Origin of the sequence: Nocardia sp. CA-145437, assembly GCF_050956485.1 — a bacterium.
Taxonomy (GTDB): domain Bacteria; phylum Actinomycetota; class Actinomycetes; order Mycobacteriales; family Mycobacteriaceae; genus Nocardia.
In genome coordinates this window covers 1257351-1272300 of the sequence record NZ_CP191204.1, presented here as the reverse complement: position 1 = coordinate 1272300, position 14950 = coordinate 1257351, and the positions used below count along the sequence as shown (strand labels likewise).

16 protein-coding genes are annotated in these 14950 nt (G+C 69.4%); 9 read left to right on the top strand and 7 right to left on the bottom strand.

The annotated features are described in order from the left end of the window. Positions 1–49 precede the first annotated feature (49 nt). Positions 50–1450 (top strand): dihydrolipoamide acetyltransferase family protein, encoded by a 1401-nt coding sequence (locus ACQPYY_RS05605; RefSeq protein ID WP_433594574.1) that lies wholly within the window; start codon positions 50–52, stop codon positions 1448–1450. Here the strand turns inward: ACQPYY_RS05605 and ACQPYY_RS05600 are convergent. Continuing rightward, positions 1447–1881, bottom strand: a complete 435-nt coding sequence (locus ACQPYY_RS05600) for an acyl-CoA thioesterase (RefSeq protein WP_357282109.1) — start codon at positions 1879–1881, stop codon at positions 1447–1449. The two genes, ACQPYY_RS05605 and ACQPYY_RS05600, sit on opposite strands and share 4 nt — an antisense overlap. Positions 1882–2063: 182 nt before the next feature. Continuing rightward, on the bottom strand, positions 2064–3020 hold the full coding sequence (locus ACQPYY_RS05595) for a cupin domain-containing protein (protein WP_433592964.1): 957 nt from the start codon (positions 3018–3020) through the stop codon (positions 2064–2066). 74 nt (positions 3021–3094) lie between these two features. Here ACQPYY_RS05595 and ACQPYY_RS05590 point away from each other — a divergent pair, with 74 nt between their 5' ends. Together ACQPYY_RS05590 and ACQPYY_RS05585 are read left to right on the top strand one after the other, a co-directional pair. Then, positions 3095–3952: an NAD(P)H-binding protein gene (locus ACQPYY_RS05590; protein WP_433592963.1), complete on the top strand. Its 858-nt coding sequence runs from the start codon at positions 3095–3097 to the stop codon at positions 3950–3952. 231 nt (positions 3953–4183) lie between these two features. Next, on the top strand, positions 4184–5428 hold the full coding sequence (locus ACQPYY_RS05585) for an MFS transporter (RefSeq protein ID WP_433592962.1): 1245 nt from the start codon (positions 4184–4186) through the stop codon (positions 5426–5428). A 3-nt stretch (positions 5429–5431) separates the two neighbouring features. Here ACQPYY_RS05585 and ACQPYY_RS05580 read toward each other — a convergent pair whose 3' ends face one another. After that, positions 5432–5962, bottom strand: a complete 531-nt coding sequence (locus ACQPYY_RS05580) for a MarR family winged helix-turn-helix transcriptional regulator (RefSeq protein WP_433592961.1) — start codon at positions 5960–5962, stop codon at positions 5432–5434. 59 nt (positions 5963–6021) lie between these two features. On the opposite strand from ACQPYY_RS05580, the gene ACQPYY_RS05575 reads away from it, so the two are divergent. Beyond that, complete coding sequence (locus tag ACQPYY_RS05575) at positions 6022–7461, top strand: MFS transporter (RefSeq protein WP_379105562.1); 1440 nt, start codon at positions 6022–6024, stop codon at positions 7459–7461. A gap of 113 nt (positions 7462–7574) precedes the next feature. Here ACQPYY_RS05575 and ACQPYY_RS05570 read toward each other — a convergent pair whose 3' ends face one another. From ACQPYY_RS05570 to ACQPYY_RS05560, 3 genes are read right to left on the bottom strand one after another with little or no spacing between them, the layout of a single operon-like run. After that, on the bottom strand, positions 7575–8213 hold the full coding sequence (locus ACQPYY_RS05570; RefSeq protein WP_379105560.1) for a Type 1 glutamine amidotransferase-like domain-containing protein: 639 nt from the start codon (positions 8211–8213) through the stop codon (positions 7575–7577). A gap of 3 nt (positions 8214–8216) precedes the next feature. Beyond that, complete coding sequence (locus ACQPYY_RS05565) at positions 8217–9035, bottom strand: maleylpyruvate isomerase family mycothiol-dependent enzyme (RefSeq protein ID WP_433592960.1); 819 nt, start codon at positions 9033–9035, stop codon at positions 8217–8219. Next, entirely contained in the window at positions 9032–9481 is a 450-nt protein-coding gene (locus ACQPYY_RS05560; RefSeq protein ID WP_357282123.1) for an HIT family protein, read from the bottom strand. The genes ACQPYY_RS05565 and ACQPYY_RS05560 overlap by 4 nt, the downstream gene beginning before the upstream one ends. Positions 9482–9806: 325 nt before the next feature. Between ACQPYY_RS05560 and ACQPYY_RS05555 the strand changes: the two genes are divergently transcribed. The 3 genes from ACQPYY_RS05555 to ACQPYY_RS05545 are packed head-to-tail and all read left to right on the top strand — an operon-like array spanning position 9807 to position 12709. Next, a complete protein-coding gene (locus tag ACQPYY_RS05555) occupies positions 9807–10949 on the top strand; it encodes a Re/Si-specific NAD(P)(+) transhydrogenase subunit alpha (protein ID WP_433592959.1) in 1143 nt (380 codons plus the stop codon). Continuing rightward, entirely contained in the window at positions 10949–11290 is a 342-nt protein-coding gene (locus ACQPYY_RS05550) for an NAD(P) transhydrogenase subunit alpha (RefSeq protein ID WP_379105553.1), read from the top strand. Before ACQPYY_RS05555 ends, ACQPYY_RS05550 begins: the two co-directional genes overlap by 1 nt. Before the next feature lie 3 nt (positions 11291–11293). Further along, a complete protein-coding gene (locus ACQPYY_RS05545) occupies positions 11294–12709 on the top strand; it encodes an NAD(P)(+) transhydrogenase (Re/Si-specific) subunit beta (RefSeq protein WP_379105551.1) in 1416 nt (471 codons plus the stop codon). Positions 12710–12764: 55 nt separating this feature from the next. On the opposite strand, the gene ACQPYY_RS05540 is transcribed toward ACQPYY_RS05545, so the two are convergent. After that, a complete protein-coding gene (locus tag ACQPYY_RS05540; protein ID WP_433592958.1) occupies positions 12765–13472 on the bottom strand; it encodes a polysaccharide deacetylase family protein in 708 nt (235 codons plus the stop codon). Positions 13473–13513: 41 nt separating this feature from the next. Between ACQPYY_RS05540 and ACQPYY_RS05535 the strand changes: the two genes are divergently transcribed. Continuing rightward, positions 13514–14089 (top strand): TetR/AcrR family transcriptional regulator, encoded by a 576-nt coding sequence (locus ACQPYY_RS05535; RefSeq protein WP_379105547.1) that lies wholly within the window; start codon positions 13514–13516, stop codon positions 14087–14089. Between the two features lie 72 nt (positions 14090–14161). Next, positions 14162–14950, top strand: a complete 789-nt coding sequence (locus ACQPYY_RS05530; RefSeq protein ID WP_379105545.1) for an oxidoreductase — start codon at positions 14162–14164, stop codon at positions 14948–14950.

Sequence of the window (14950 nt, the reverse complement as noted above, 5' to 3'; positions counted from 1 at the left end):
CGAATGGTTACCGCACGGAGGAAGCCCGGTGGATAGTCAGCAGCAGGTCATGGAATTCCGTTTGCCCGATCTCGGCGAGGGCCTGGCCGACGCGGAATTGGTGTCGTGGGCGGTCGCGCCCGGCGACAGCGTCGCGCTCAACCAGGTCATCGCGGAGGTCGAGACGGCCAAGGCCCAGGTGGCGCTGCCCAGCCCGTACGCGGGCACGGTGCTGGAACTGCTGGCCCAACCCGGCGACACCGTGCCGGTCGGAGCGCCGCTGATCCGGATCGGCATGGCCGCGCCCGCCGGGACGATCGGCGCCCCGGAAGCAACAGCAGCCACGGACGCCGCCGCGGAAACCCCGGAGGCTCCGGCCGAACGGCAATCCGTGCTGGTCGGCTACGGCCCCGACGCCGAGCCGGTCTCCCGACGCGCGGCCCGCGCGGCAAGCGCGCGCGGCATGGGCTACGACGGTGCGGAGGGACTCGGCAGTTCCGCACCCGCCGGACGGCCCGCCGCCACCCCGGCCGCCCGGAAGCTGGCCCGTGAGATCGGGATCGACCTGAGTACCGTGATCGGCACCGGACCGCAGGGCGCGGTCACCATCGAGGATCTGCACGGCATGCGGCCGGAATCCATGAGCTCGGGCCACATTCCGATCCACACCCCGCCGCCCGCCACCCTCACCGCGCTGCCCGCCACCCAGGCCGCGCCCGAGGTGACCCCCATGCATCCGGCGCTCGGCGGCGGCCGCGCCGTCCCCGCCGAACGCGAGACCCGCACACCGATCAGCGGCATCCGCAAGCGCACCGCCGCCGCCATGGTGGCCAGCGCCCAGCACATTCCGCAGGCCAGCACCTTCGTGACCACCGACTTCACCGCGTCCATGGAGCTGCTCGAGCATCTGCGCACCACGCCCAGCTTCACCGGGCTCACCCTCACCCCGCTGGCCCTGGTAGCCCGGGCCGCGCTGGCGGCGCTCACCGAGTTCCCGGAGATCAATGCCCGCTGGGACGAGGCGAATCAGGAGATCGTCACCAAGCACTACGTGAACCTGGGCTTCGCGGTCGCCACCGAACGCGGGCTGCTGGTGCCCAATCTCAAGGACGCGCAAGGGTTCACGCTGCGCGACCTGTGCCTCGAGATCGCCGGGGTCGCGGGCAAAGCGCGCAGTGGCACCGCCACCCCCACCGACCTGACCGGCGGCACCTTCACCATCACCAATGTGGGCGTGTTCGGCGTGGACACCGGTGTGCCGCTGGTAAATCCGGGCGAGGCGGCGATCCTGTGCCTGGGCTCCATCCGCAAGCGGCCGTGGGTGCATCGCGACGAACTGGCCGTGCGCTGGGTGACCAGCCTGGGCCTGAGCTTCGACCACCGGATGATCGACGGCGAGCAGGGGTCGCGGTTCCTGGCGAGCGTGGCCGCCCTGCTGGAGGATCCGCTGACCCTGCTGAGCCGGGTCTAGCCCTCGGCGGGCCCCGCGACCACCAGCGGCTCGGCGGCCGCCCGGATGACCGCCGGGATCGGCACCGGCTTGCGGGTCTGCTCGTCCACGTAGACGTGCGTGAAGGTGCCGGTGGCGGCCAGCTCCAGATGGTCGCCGCCGTCGCGGAAGATGGCCAGCTCGTAGTTGATGCTCGAATTGCCCAGGCGCGCCACCCGAATGCCCACCCGCAGCATGTCCGGGAAGCTGATCGACCCCAGGAACTTACAGGAGGTCTGGGCTACCACGCCGATCGCGTGCAGGTCCCGGATATCGGTTCCGGTCGCGCTGATCAGCCAGGCGTTCACGGCCGTGTCGAAGTACGAGTAGTACGTCACGTTGTTCACGTGCCCGTAGTGGTCGTTATCGGCCCAGCGCGTCGGCACCGGCCACAACACGGGGTACTCAGTCATCCTGCCCTCCGCTTCGCTCCGGACGGGTTCGCGGCCCCTGGTCCCGATTCTTCCCTCCTCCGCTCCTCCGCTTCGCTCCCCCGCTCCGTCGGTCCAGAATCGGGACGGCCGCGAACCTTCGAGTTGAGGCTTTCCGAACACGAACCTTAGCCGCTCCGGCCGAGGCGCGGTCCGCCGTGTATTCAGGCGGAGCGTTCGTCGGGTGTGGCGCGATGGTCGCGGGGGCTGATGCCGTAGTGGCGTTTGAAGGCGGTGGACAGGGCGAAAGCGCTGCCGTAGCCGACGCGGCGGGCGATGGCCTCGAGGGTGGCGTCGGATTCGTGCAGCAGGTCGGCGGCCAGGGCCAGCCGCCAGTCGGTGAGGAAGGCCATGGGCGGTTCGCCGACCAGTTCGGTGAAGCGGCGGGCCAGCGCGGCCCGGGAGACGCCGACCTCCGCGGCCAGCGAGGCGACCGTCCACGGGTGGGCGGGATTGTGCTGCATGAGCCGCAGCGCCTTGCCGACCAGCGGATCACCGTAGGCGTGATACCAGGCGGGGGCGTCGGCGCGGGAGAACCAGGCGCGCAGGGTGGCGATGAGCAGCAGATCCAATAGTCGGTCCAGCATGGCCCCCTGCGCCGGCAGATCCTTGGCGGACTCGTCGACCAGCAGATCCAGCACCCGCGAGTCGATCTCGCCGCGGCCCAGCACCGCGATGGGCGGCAGCGCGCGCAGCAGCCGGCGACTGGCCGCGGACTCGTGCTCGTAGGTGCCGGTGACCAGCACGGTCTGGGCGTCGGCGCTGGTGCCCCAGCTGCGCACGCCCAGACTCAGTGCCTCGCACAGGACTTCACCGTCCATGGTGGTGGTGATGTTGCCGGGCTCGATGAGCACCTGCGGCGCGGTGCCCGGATCGTCGGCGACGACGTAGTGGTCGGGGCCGCGGAAGATGGCGATATCGCCGGTGCGCAGCTGCCGCGGCGGACCCGGCTTGCCGTTCGAGGGTTCCGGCAGCACCCAGCCGCCGCCCCGCACCACCGCCACCACGGTCAGCGGGGCCTCGTCCCGAATTCGCAGGGACCACGGCGGATCGAACGACGAGCGCATCACGAATGCCGCTCGCGCCCGTGGTCCTTCGAGCAGACTGGCCAACGCATCCATGACAAAGACGATGGCAAATGCCCGGGCGCTTCTCAACCATGTTCGCGCTCGCCGAATCCCGGTGTACTCGTTACATGATCAACGAAACCACCTCGAGCAGCGCGAACACCGTCCTCGTCCTCGGCGCGACCGGCAAGACCGGACGCCGGGTGGCCGCCCTGCTGACCGAGCACGGCGTGCCCGTGCGGGCCGGTTCGCGCACGGCCGCAATCCCGTTCGACTGGACCGACCGCGAAACCTGGACGGCCGCTCTGGACGGCGTCGACGCCGTATACCTGTCCTACCAACCGGATCTCGCGGTGCCGGGCGCCCCCGCCGACATCAAGGCGTTCTGCGACCGGGCCGCCGCGGCCGGGGTGCGCACCGTGGTGCTGCTGTCGGGCCGCGGCGAACCCGAGGCCCTGGAATGCGAAGGCATCGTGCGGGATTCGGGAATGTCGTGGACCGTGGTGCGCTGCGCCTGGTTCGCGCAGAACTTCGACGAGGGCTCGTTCGCCGACTTCATCCTGGCCGGCGAGGTGGCCCTGCCCGCCGGTGACGTCCAGGAGCCGTTCGTGCACGCCGACGACATCGCCGAGGTGGCAGTGGCGGCGCTGCTCGACGACCGGCACGCCGGGCAGGTGTACGAGCTGACCGGCCCGTGCGCGATCAGCTTCGCCACGGCGGTGGCCGAGATCGGTGCGGCGTCGGGACGGGAGATCGCCTACATCCCGCTCACCCGAACCGAATTCGTCGCGGCCCTGACCTCCTACGGGGTCCCCGCCGACGAGGTCAGCCTGCTGGACTACCTGTTCGGCACGGTGCTGGACGGACGCAACTCGCCCGTCACCGACGGAGTGCGGCGGGCGCTGGGCCGGGAGCCGCGCGACTTCGCCGATTACGTGCGCGCGGCGGCCGCGACCGGGGTCTGGTCGGTCACCGCGGACGCGTGAGGTCACCGGCATCCGCCCCTTTGCATCGCCCCTGGCCAGCCGGTAGCCCCGGAAGTCGGGGGGCGATCGCGGCCCGGCGGCGGGGCCGAAAGCTGTCGGTGCCGCCTCGTACAATGATAGGCAAACAGGTTGTACCGCAAACGATTCGGATCGCGGTCCCGACCGTCGACGCCGCCGGGACGGATCGCGAAAACCGGGGAGACGCCGGGTGCACCCGGTAGCGTCGTACCGATGGCCGCTGCGACGCCCACTCCCCGCCTCCGCAAGGCGCGCCTGGCACTGTTCGCGGTGTTCGGGCTCAACGGGATGCTCTCGGCCGTGTGGATCGTGCACATCCCCGCCGTCACCGCGCGCGCCGGCGTCTCACCGACCGTGCTGGGCATGCTGATCCTGCTCATGGCGGGCTGCGCCATCGTGGGCATGCAGACCGCGGGGCCGCTCGCGGACCGGGTGGGTAGCCGCACGCTCACCGCGGCGGCCGTCACGCTGCTGGCCCTGACGCTGCTCGGCCCGGCCCACGCCGCCTCTCCCGCCGCCCTCGGACTGTTCCTGTGCGCCTTCGGTTTCGCCAACGGCGCGCTGGACGTGTCCATGAACGCGCAAGCGGTCCACATCGAGCGGGCCTACGCCCGGCCCATCATGTCCGCGTTCCACGCCTTCTTCTCCTGCGGAGGATTCCTCGGCTCGGCCTTCGGGGCGGCCGCTCAGCACGCGCACTGGTCCCTGCCCGCGACGTTCACCCTCACCACGGCGGTCGGCCTCGCCGTCACGGTTGTGGCGATCCCCGCCTTGCTCCCGCACACCGCCCCGGCGGCGGACGACGTGCCCGGCACGTACGTGGATCCGGCGGCGGCCCAGCATCTTCCGGCCACCGAAGCCCCGACGCCATCGGACGGCGAGCCCTCCCGGCGGATGGGACGGAAGGTCGTGGCCCTGGGGCTGATCGCTTTCGCGCTGCTGATGGCCGAGGGCGTCGCCGCGGACTGGAGCGCCCTGCAGGTCCGCGATCGGCTCGGTGTCGACGCGGGCGCCGCCGCGCTGGCCTTCACCGCGTTCTCCCTGACCATGACCATCGGCCGATTCGGCGCGGACCGGGTGAGCGGCCGGCTCGGCCGGGTGGGCGTGCTGCGCTGGGGAACGGCCGTGGCGGCCGTCGGTTTCGGGGTCGTCGTGCTGTCCGGGTGGCTGCCGCTGACCGTGGCGGGGTGGGCGCTGTGCGGGATCGGCTTGTCCGGCGGCGTCCCGCAGGTGTTCACGGCCGCGGGCAATCTGGGCTCGGCGACGGCGGCGACGGATATGTCGCGCGTCTTCGGGCTCGGCTATGTGGGCCTGCTGGCCGGTCCGGCCGTCATCGGCTGGCTCGACAAGCTGGTGCCACTGACCGCGGCCATGACGGTGCCGCTGGCCGCGATGGCCTTGTGCGCGTGGGGCGCCCGCGCGGTCGCTGCGCCCGTTCCGGCACCGGCGAGCGACTGAGGCTCAGGTCGAGGGGCGCTCGCGCGCGGTGGCGCCCAGATCGCCGATCACCTCGGCATGGTCGAGGAAGGCGTCCACCATGCGGTGATTGAGGACGGCGACGGCCTTCAGGTCCTCGGGACTCCAGTCGGCGAGCGCCTCGGCCATCCAGCCGCGCATCACCTCGCGCACGGCCTCCACGGCCTGGCGACCCGACGCGGTGGGTCCGACCCGCTGGGCGCGACGGTCGTCCGGGTCCTGGACGCGTTCCACATACCCGGCCTTCTCCAGGCGCTGGATCTGGCGGCTCACGTGCGGGGCCTCCACGTCCAGGCGGGTGGCGAGCTCGCCCAGCCGCATGGGTTCGGGGGCGTCGGCGAGCAGGCGCAGCAGCGGGACGCTGGCCCGGTCCATGGTCAGGCCGCACTGCACCATGGCTTTGTCGTGGCGGCGGACCCGGGTCAGCAGGTAGGCGACACGGGCCAGCGCGCGTTCCAGTTCGACGATGTGAGCTGCGTCAACTTCGATGGCGGGAATGGCTTCCGATCGCGGCATGTGGTTATCTTACGAAACCCATTTACTTAATTTTGGTAAGTAAACCAAAGGACCATTTCATGACTACGACCGCTGTCGGTCAGGTCGACGTGTCGAAACCCGTCGAACCTTCGAAGGCCCACCTCGGCCTCACCCTGCTCGCGTTGTCAGCGGCCGGTCTGGTCGTGTCCTTGCAGCAGACCGTCGTGATTCCGCTGCTGCCGCGCTTCATCGTGCAGTTGCACACCGATGTCGCCGGGGTCACCTGGCTGTTCACCGCCGCGCTGCTCTCCGGCGCGGTCGCCACGCCGCTGCTCTCCCGCTTCGGCGACATGTACGGCAAGAAGCCGATGGTCATGGTCACCATGGGCGTGCTCATCGTCGGCTCGGTCGTGTGCGCCTTCGCCACCACGCTGCCCGTCTACATCATCGGCCGGGCGCTGCAAGGCATCTCGTCGGCCATGATCCCGCTCGCCATCGGCATCATCCGCGACACGTTCCCGCGCGAAAGGCTGGTCCGCGCAATCGGAGTCGTGTCCGGCACCATGGGCGTCGGCGGCACCATCGGCCTGCTGGCCACCGGTGTCATCGCCGACCACACCACCGACCCGCACCCGGTCTTCTGGCTGACCGCGGGTCTGGGCGTGGTCGCCACCGTGCTGATCCAGGTGAGCGCCAAGAACAATGGCGTTCGCCACGGCGGCAAGCCCGACTTCATCGGCGCGGCCCTGCTGGCCGCGCTGCTGATCTGCCTGCTGCTCGGCATCAGCGAGGGCCCGCGCTGGGGCTGGGGCTCCACCTCGGTCATCGGCATGTTCGCGGCCGCCGCGGTGCTCACCGCCGTCTGGGTGTTCGTGGAGCTGAAGGTCGAACAGCCGCTGGTGCGCCTGCAGCTGCTCGTCGGCCCGCAGTCGCTGTCGGCGAACGTGGCCTCCGCGCTACTCGGCTTTTCCATGTTCGGCGCGTTCTCGCTGGTCTCCAACTTCATTCAGACACCCGCGGACAAAGTCGGCTACGGCCTGTCCGGGACCGTGCTGTCGGTCGGCCTCTACGGCATCCCGAGCGCTGCGCTGATGACCTTCTTCTCCTTCAACACCGGCCGCATCTCCGCCAAGATCGGACCCGCCTACACCCTCGCCATCGGCGCGACCTTCGCCGGGCTGTCGATGGGCTGGCTGGCCTTCTCGCACGGCCACGGCTACGACATGGTCATCGCGAACGCGCTGCAGGGCATCGGCTTCGGCATCGGCTACGCGGCGCTGGGCACCCTCGCCGTGCAGCACGTGCCGATGAGCGAGAGCGGGATCGCGTCGGGCATCAACTCACTGGTGCGGACCGCGGGCGGCTCGATCGCGGGCGCGATCACCGGCTCTATCCTGACCGCCCACGTGCTGAAGCTGGGCGCGCACGCCGTGCCGACCGAGGGCGCGTACGTCGCGAGCTTCGCGACCCTGGCCGTCGGCGCCTTCGGCGCGGCGGCGGTCGCGCTGGGACACGGCCTGCGCCACAAGGGGAATTGACAGCTCTCGTCACTCGGGCCTCCGCCTCCCGGCCGGCTTCGCCCTGAAACCCGATCCCGAGACATCCCGGAAAGCCTGCGCCCTCCTCGGTGTGCGCGGGCTTTTTCCATGTCCTAGGTCAGGACCGTGGTGCTCTCACCGTCGACGACGACCACGTGGTCGTCGGTGAGCGCCCAGTGCGGAATTCCTTCGGAGACGTAGTCGCGCACCAGTTTCCGGGACAGGCCCTGCGGGTCGGTCGGGGAATCCAGGTGCGGGACGATGCGGCGGTCGACCAGGCCGAGACCGTCCCAGCGCGGCTCGACACCGCAGGCGGTGCGCACCTCGTCCGGGTCGTCGATGGCCTCGATGCCGTGGAAGTCGGGGGTCATCACGCAGGCTCCCGCGCTGTAACCCGCGTACACCAGGGCATCCTCGGCGAGCAGTTTCCTCAGGGCGAGATCGGCTCCGCTGCGGGCGAATTGGGCGCGCAGCACGAAGGTGTTGCCGCCGCGCACCCACACCGCCGGGAACTCGCGCAGCCGTCGCTCCACCTCGTCCGGGCGGCCGAGGTAGTCGCGCAGGTCCAGGACCTCGGGCTGGAAACCCACGCGGCGCAGCGGGACCAGATCGCTCGCGACCGCGCTCTGCCAGGCCGAGGGCCAGGCGTCACAGGCATTGGCGATGACGGCCACCGGGCCGGGCGCACCCGTCAGTTCGAGCAACCGCCGCTGGTGCGCGCCGAAGCGGTAGCTGGACAGGAACAGTCGCACGGGTCAGATGGTGAAGGCGAGGCTGCGGACCAGGCGGTTGCCGAGGTCCGTGTCACCGGCGAGGGTGATCTCCCCCACGTGCGCGTCGGCGGTGGTGCGGCCGCCGCGCAGCCGGGCGAACAGCCGCGAGTCCAGGGTGACGACCGTGGTGGCCGGACCATCGAGCGCCTCGACCAGGTTCGCCCGGCCGCCGTCGACCGCCACGTGCAGGGTCTGCGGCACCGGACCGGTCAGCTCGAAGGTGATGCGCGAACCGTCCGGCGCGCCCGCGCCCTTGACCGCGGCCCGGCCGAGAGCGGTCAGCAGTTCGGCGTAGGCCTGGGCCCCGCGCGCCCCGCCCTCATCGACGGAGACGCCGAGGGCATCGGCGATGTCGTGCTCGTGCATCCAGCAGTCGAACAGGCGGATGCGCATGAACCGGCCGTAGGGGGCCATGCCCACCGGGGTCGGCACGAGCTCGGCCCACGCCTCCGGGGTGGTCTGCTCGAGGGCCTTCAGGCGGCGGCCGGTGACGTCGAGGAAACGCTCCAGCAGTTGCGTCCCGGCGAGCGGGCGCAGGGATTCGATCCACTTCTCGTTGAGCGCGCCGATGTCGTTGCGGATGTGCTCGCCGGACACCTCGGTGTCGGGGGTCGGCTCGCCCTGCAGCAGCGATTCGGTGCCGACCACGTGGGCGATCACGTCGAAGACCGTCCAGCCCGGCAGCGGCGATGACGTGCGCCACCGGTTTTCGTCCAGCCCGTCCACCAGCCGGGTGAGGGCGTCCCACTGGTCGGATAAAAGGGCGGTGATCTCGGCGCGGTCCGGCACCGTGTCGGTCATGCGGTGGTCTCCCTCTCCTCGTCGGCGAGCCGGTCCAGTCCGGCTCGCAGTGCCGCGGCGGTGCGCTCGGTGTCGTGCGGGCGGCGCAGCACGAAGCCCTTCGCGAAGCGCAGGGTGTCGCCGTGATGGCGGGGAATCACGTGCAGGTGCACGTGATGAACGGTCTGGAAGGCGGCCTTGCCGTCATTGATGAGCAGGTTCGCGCCGTCGGCGGTGAGGCCCGCCCGGCGCATGGACTTGGCGAGGCGGTGGCCGAAGCCGAACAGGCGGGCGCCCATCTCCGGGTCGAGCTCGTCGAGATCGGTCGCGTGCCGCTTGGGGATCACCAGGGTGTGCCCCCGGGTGATCGGCCGGACGTCGAGGAAGGCGACCAGATGGTCGTCCTCGAAGATCTTGGTCGCGGGTGCGTCGCCCGCGACGATCCGGCAGAAGATGCAGCCACTCACCATGCAGACATTACGGCGTACAGGTGATGCGGTACACCCCCTACTCGACCCCGACACGGGCACAACCGGACCGAGAGCTACCGGCCAGTAGCATCAGGGATTCGATCATGTTCGAAGCCGGGAGAACCCCGGCCGAGCATGGAGTTGTCCGGTTTTCTCGCCACACCATGTGATGGGCATCTCCGCTACGCTCACCGCGAACCAGGTACAGTTGCGAGAATTCTCACGAACTTACTGCACAGTAAGTTCGGACCACCGTTCAACCGGTGACACGGCTTGGAACCGACAGGTGGCCTGGGCTCACCACGAGAAGGAAGTTTGACAAGTGGACACAACGCAGAGCGCACAGACCGCTGCGCCCCGCGGTGCGCGCGTCGGAGTGGTTCGCGAGACGAACCCGGACGAACGACGCGTCGCATTGGTGCCGAAGATCATTCCGGCCCTGCTGAAGCAGGGTGTCGAGGTGATCGTCGAGGCCGGTGCCGGTCTGGGCGCGTTGATTCCGGACGAGGCGTACACCGAAGCCGGTGCGACGCTGGGCGATCCGTACAGCGCCGACGTCGTCGTGAAGGTCGCGCCGCCCAATGACGGCGAGATCGGCAAGCTCGCGCCGGGCCAGACCCTCATCGGGTTCCTGGCGCCCCGCAACGCCGACACCAAGATCGGTGCGCTGAAGGCCGCGGGCGTGCAGGCCTTTGCCGTGGAAGCGATTCCGCGCATCTCCCGCGCCCAGGTCATGGACGCGCTGTCCTCCCAGGCGAATGTCGCCGGCTACAAGGCCGTGCTGCTCGCCGCGTCGGAATCCACCCGATTCTTCCCCATGCTGACCACCGCCGCGGGCACCGTGAAGCCGGCCACCGTGCTGGTCCTCGGTGTCGGTGTCGCCGGTCTGCAGGCGCTGGCCACGGCCAAGCGCCTCGGTGGCCGCACCACCGGTTACGACGTTCGCCCCGAGGTCGCCGACCAGGTGCGCTCGGTCGGCGCGCAGTGGCTCGACCTCGGCATCGACGCCGCCGGTGAGGGCGGGTACGCCCGCGAGCTCACCGACGACGAGAAGGCTCAGCAGCAGCAGGCCCTCGAGAACGCCATCAAGGGCTTCGACGTGGTCATCACCACCGCGCTGGTGCCCGGCCGCCCGGCCCCGCGCCTGGTCACCGCCGCCGCCGTCGAGGGCATGAAGCCCGGCAGCGTGATCGTGGACCTGGCCGGCGAGACCGGCGGTAACTGCGAGTTGACCGAACCCGGCAAAACCGTTGTGCGCCACGGCGTCACCATCGCCTCGCCGCTGAACCTGCCGGCCACCATGCCGGAGCACGCCAGCGAGCTGTACTCCAAGAACATCGCCGCCCTGCTCGAACTCATGCTCAAAGACGGTGCCCTGGCACCCGACTTCGAGGATCAGGTGCTGGCGGATTCCTGCGTCACGCGCGAGCGAAGCGAGCAGAGCGCTCAGAAGGTGGAAGCCTGATGTACACCGAATTGTTGGCGAACATCGCGATCCTGGTGCTGTCCGGGTTCGTCGGTTTCGCCGTGATCTCCAAGGTGCCCAACACCCTGCACACCCCGCTGATGTCGGGCACCAACGCCATTCACGGCATCGTGGTGCTCGGCGCGCTGGTGGTCTTCGGCAAGATCGAGCACCCCTCGGTCCTGATGCAGATCATCCTGTTCGTCGCCGTCGTGTTCGGAACCCTGAACGTCATCGGCGGTTTCGTCGTGACCGACCGCATGCTGGGCATGTTCAAGGCGAAGAAGCCTGCTGCGGGCGAAGCGAAGCGAAGCGATGAGACTGCGAAGGCGGGCCACTAAGTCATGGACAATCTGGTCAACGTTCTCTACATCGCCGCGTTCGCGCTGTTCATCTACGGTCTGATGGGCCTCACCGGCCCCAAGACCGCGGTGCGCGGCAACTGGATCGCCGCGGTCGGCATGGGCATCGCGGTCGTCGCGACGCTCATCTCCATCCGGCACACCAACAACTGGATCCTGATCGTCGCCGGTCTGGTGGTCGGCATCGGCCTGGGCGTGCCGCCCGCCAAGTTCACCAAGATGACCGCGATGCCGCAGCTGGTGGCCGCGTTCAACGGCGTCGGCGGTGGCACGGTCGCGCTCATCGCGTGGGCCGAGTTCCTCGACACCAAGGGCTTCTCCCAGGTGCACGAGCAGCCGTCGGTTCACATCGTGATCGCCTCGCTGTTCGCGGCCATCATCGGCTCGGTCTCGTTCTGGGGCTCCTGCATCGCGTTCGCGAAGCTGCAGGAACTGCTGTCGGGCCGCCCGATCACCGTCGGCCGCCTGCAGCAGCCGCTGAACCTGCTGCTGCTCGCCGGTGCGATCGCCGCGGCCGTGGTCATCGGCATCGGCGCCACCAATGACGGTGTGCCGCAGTACTGGATGATCGCGGTGCTGGTGCTCGCCGGCATCCTGGGCCTGATGGTCGTGCTGCCCATCGGCGGCGCGGACATGCCGGTCGTCATCTCGCTGCTCAACGCCCTCACCGGTCTGTCGGCCGCGGCCGCGGGTCTGGCGCTGAACAACACCGCCATGATCGTGGCGGGCATGATCGTCGGCGCGTCCGGCACCATCCTGACCAACCTGATGGCCAAGGCCATGAACCGGTCCATCCCCGCGATCGTCGCCGGTGGATTCGGTGGCGGCGGAACGGCTCCGGGCGCGGGCGGCAGCGGCGAGCAGAAGCAGGCCAAGGCCACTTCCGCGGCCGACGCCGCGATCCAGATGGCCTACGCCAACCAGGTCATCGTGGTCCCGGGTTACGGCATGGCCGTCGCCCAGGCCCAGCACGCGGTCAAGGAGATGGCGGCCCTGCTCGAGGCCAAGGGCGTCGAGGTCAAATACGCCATCCACCCGGTCGCCGGTCGTATGCCCGGCCACATGAACGTGCTGCTGGCCGAGGCCGAGGTCTCCTACGACGCCATGAAGGAAATGGACGACATCAACGGCGAATTCAGCCGCACCGATGTCGCCCTGGTCATCGGCGCCAACGACGTCACCAACCCGGCCGCCCGCGAGGACTCCACGTCCCCGATCTACGGCATGCCGGTGCTCAACGTCGACCAGGCCAAGTCGGTCATCGTGCTCAAGCGCTCGATGAACTCCGGCTTCGCCGGCATCGACAACCCGCTGTTCTACGCCGACCACACCTCCATGCTGTTCGGCGACGCCAAGAAGTCCGTCGGTGCGGTCACCGAGGAACTGAAGGCGCTGTAACCGCGACTCCACCGCGACGGCCCGCATCCCGAAAGGGATGCGGGCCGTCGGCGTTTCACGGCTTGTCGATCAGCTGGGAGACGGTGACGAAGCGGTAGCCCTGCTCCCGGAGCGCCTCGGCGATGCGTGGGATGGCGGCGAGGGAGGGGTCGCCGGCGGGATACATGGTGTGCAGCAGGATGATCGCGCCGGGACGGACGTTCGCGAGGGTTTCGGTGACGATCTCGTCGGTGGTGGGGGTCTTGCCGGAGTCGGGTTCGACGTCCCAGGTGACGGTGGTGCGGTTGTGCTTGGACAGGTACCACGGGAGAGCGATCAGCTTCTTACCGTTGGGCGGGCGGAAGGTGATCGGGCCCCGGTAGCCGGTTTTCGCGATCTCGGCGTCGGTGCGCTCGACCTCGTCGCGGACGAAACCGGGGGTCACGAAGATCATGCGTTCGTGGTGGTAGGTGTGGTTGCCGATCTCGTGGCCGGAATCGGCGATGGCGCGGCCCTGGTCCGGATGGTCGGCCAGTTCGCTGCCGATGAGATAGAAGGTGGCGGGGATGCCCGCGTCGGCCAGGGCCCGCAGGATCGCGGGGGTGCGGTCGGTGGGGCCGTCGTCGAGGGTGAGGGCGACGACCTTGTCGGTGGTGTCGACGCGGGCGACCAGGCGGCCCGCCACCTGATAGGTGCGGGAGTTCATGAGCACGTACAGACCGGTCGAGATCAGCACCAGCCCGGCCAGGATGAGCGCGCCCCGGACGAGCAGCTTGAGTCCCATAGTTATTGACCTCCAGGTTCAAAACGGCTAGGTTCGATCACATGGGCAGGCCACGCAACTTCGACGCGGACACGGTGGTGGACCGCGCCATGGACGCGTTCTGGACCCATGGGTACGCCAACACCTCACCCGCACAGCTCGCCGACGCTACCGGAGTCGCGAAAGGCAGTCTCTACAACGCCTTCGGGAGCAAGCGGGAACTGTTCGACCTGTGCATGGCCCGCTACGACCGAATGGGCACGGAACTCGCCAACGACGTGCTGAACCAGCCCGGCACCACCAAGGAACGATTGCGGGCGTGGATGCGGCTGGTCGTGGACAGCGATCTGGCGCGGCCGGTACGACGGGGCTGCCTGGTGGCCAATACCGCCATGGAACTCGGCGGGCACGACACCGAGGCGACCACCGCGGTGACCGCCGCGGTCGAGCACATGGTCGAGGCGTTCATCGCACGCATCGAGCAGGGGCAGCGTGACGGCGACGTCCGGGCCGAGATCGACGCCCGCGCGTACAGCGAGTTCCTGATGAATACCGTTGGCGGACTCCGCATCACCACGAAGGTCTCGGACGCGGAGACGCTGTACCGGATCATCGACACCGCCCTGTCCACCCTCTGACTCCGGGCCGCACCCGTGCGGCCTTTTCTTTTACCCCAGTTTTTGACCCACAGTTCAAGAAAGGTACGGATCATGGATCTCGGACTGAACGGCAAGACCGCACTCGTCACCGGCGCCAGCCGGGGCATCGGACTCGCGGTGGCCGAAGCGCTGGCCGACGAAGGCGTGCGCGTGGTGGGCGTGGCTCGCACCATCTCTCCCGAGCTCGAAAAAGTCGCGGCGGCAACCATTTCCGCCGATCTCAGCACCACTGAGGGCGCACTCGCCGCGGTCACGGCGGCATTGGAGGAGCTCGGCGGCCTCGACATCCTGGTCAACAATGTCGGCGGCGGCGACGCCGACAAACTGGCCCTGGGCGGCTTCCTCGACATCCCGGACGAGCAGTGGCGAAAACTGTTCGACCTCAACCTGTTCGGCGTGGTCACCACCACCCGCGCGGCGCTGCCCAGCCTGATCGAGCGCCGGGGCGCGATCGTCACCGTGTCCTCGATCAACGCGCGGATGCCGGCATCCGGTCCCGCCGGCTACAGCGAGGCCAAGGCAGCACTCACCAATTTCGGCAAGCGGCTCAGCGAGGAGTTCGGCCCGCGGGGCGTGCGCGTGAACACCGTGTCACCGGGCCCGGTCGGCACCGACATCTGGCGTGGGCCCGACCATCTCGGGGCCCGGCTCGCCGCGGCGAACGGCGTGACGCAGGAGGACTTCCTGGCGGCTATCCCGACACAGTTCGCCATCGCGTCGGGCCGGATCGCCGAGGCCGACGAGATCGCCGCGCTCGTGACGTTCCTGACCTCGGAGCGGGCCGCGATCATCAACGGCGCGGATTACGTCATCGACGGTGGCATCGTGAAGACGGCCTGA

Excerpts from the sequence above, each read along its gene's own strand:
- ACQPYY_RS05605 (WP_433594574.1), top strand. The coding sequence starts at position 50 with ATGGAATTCCGTTTGCCCGATCTCGGCGAGGGCCTGGCCGACGCGGAA.
- ACQPYY_RS05600 (WP_357282109.1), bottom strand. The coding sequence starts at position 1,881 with ATGACTGAGTACCCCGTGTTGTGGCCGGTGCCGACGCGCTGGGCCGAT.
- ACQPYY_RS05595 (WP_433592964.1), bottom strand. The coding sequence starts at position 3,020 with ATGGATGCGTTGGCCAGTCTGCTCGAAGGACCACGGGCGCGAGCGGCA.
- ACQPYY_RS05590 (WP_433592963.1), top strand. The coding sequence starts at position 3,095 with ATGATCAACGAAACCACCTCGAGCAGCGCGAACACCGTCCTCGTCCTC.
- ACQPYY_RS05585 (WP_433592962.1), top strand. The coding sequence starts at position 4,184 with ATGGCCGCTGCGACGCCCACTCCCCGCCTCCGCAAGGCGCGCCTGGCA.
- ACQPYY_RS05580 (WP_433592961.1), bottom strand. The coding sequence starts at position 5,962 with ATGCCGCGATCGGAAGCCATTCCCGCCATCGAAGTTGACGCAGCTCAC.
- ACQPYY_RS05575 (WP_379105562.1), top strand. The coding sequence starts at position 6,022 with ATGACTACGACCGCTGTCGGTCAGGTCGACGTGTCGAAACCCGTCGAA.
- ACQPYY_RS05565 (WP_433592960.1), bottom strand. The coding sequence starts at position 9,035 with ATGACCGACACGGTGCCGGACCGCGCCGAGATCACCGCCCTTTTATCC.
- ACQPYY_RS05550 (WP_379105553.1), top strand. The coding sequence starts at position 10,949 with ATGTACACCGAATTGTTGGCGAACATCGCGATCCTGGTGCTGTCCGGG.
- ACQPYY_RS05545 (WP_379105551.1), top strand. The coding sequence starts at position 11,294 with ATGGACAATCTGGTCAACGTTCTCTACATCGCCGCGTTCGCGCTGTTC.
- ACQPYY_RS05540 (WP_433592958.1), bottom strand. The coding sequence starts at position 13,472 with ATGGGACTCAAGCTGCTCGTCCGGGGCGCGCTCATCCTGGCCGGGCTG.
- ACQPYY_RS05535 (WP_379105547.1), top strand. The coding sequence starts at position 13,514 with ATGGGCAGGCCACGCAACTTCGACGCGGACACGGTGGTGGACCGCGCC.
- ACQPYY_RS05530 (WP_379105545.1), top strand. The coding sequence starts at position 14,162 with ATGGATCTCGGACTGAACGGCAAGACCGCACTCGTCACCGGCGCCAGC.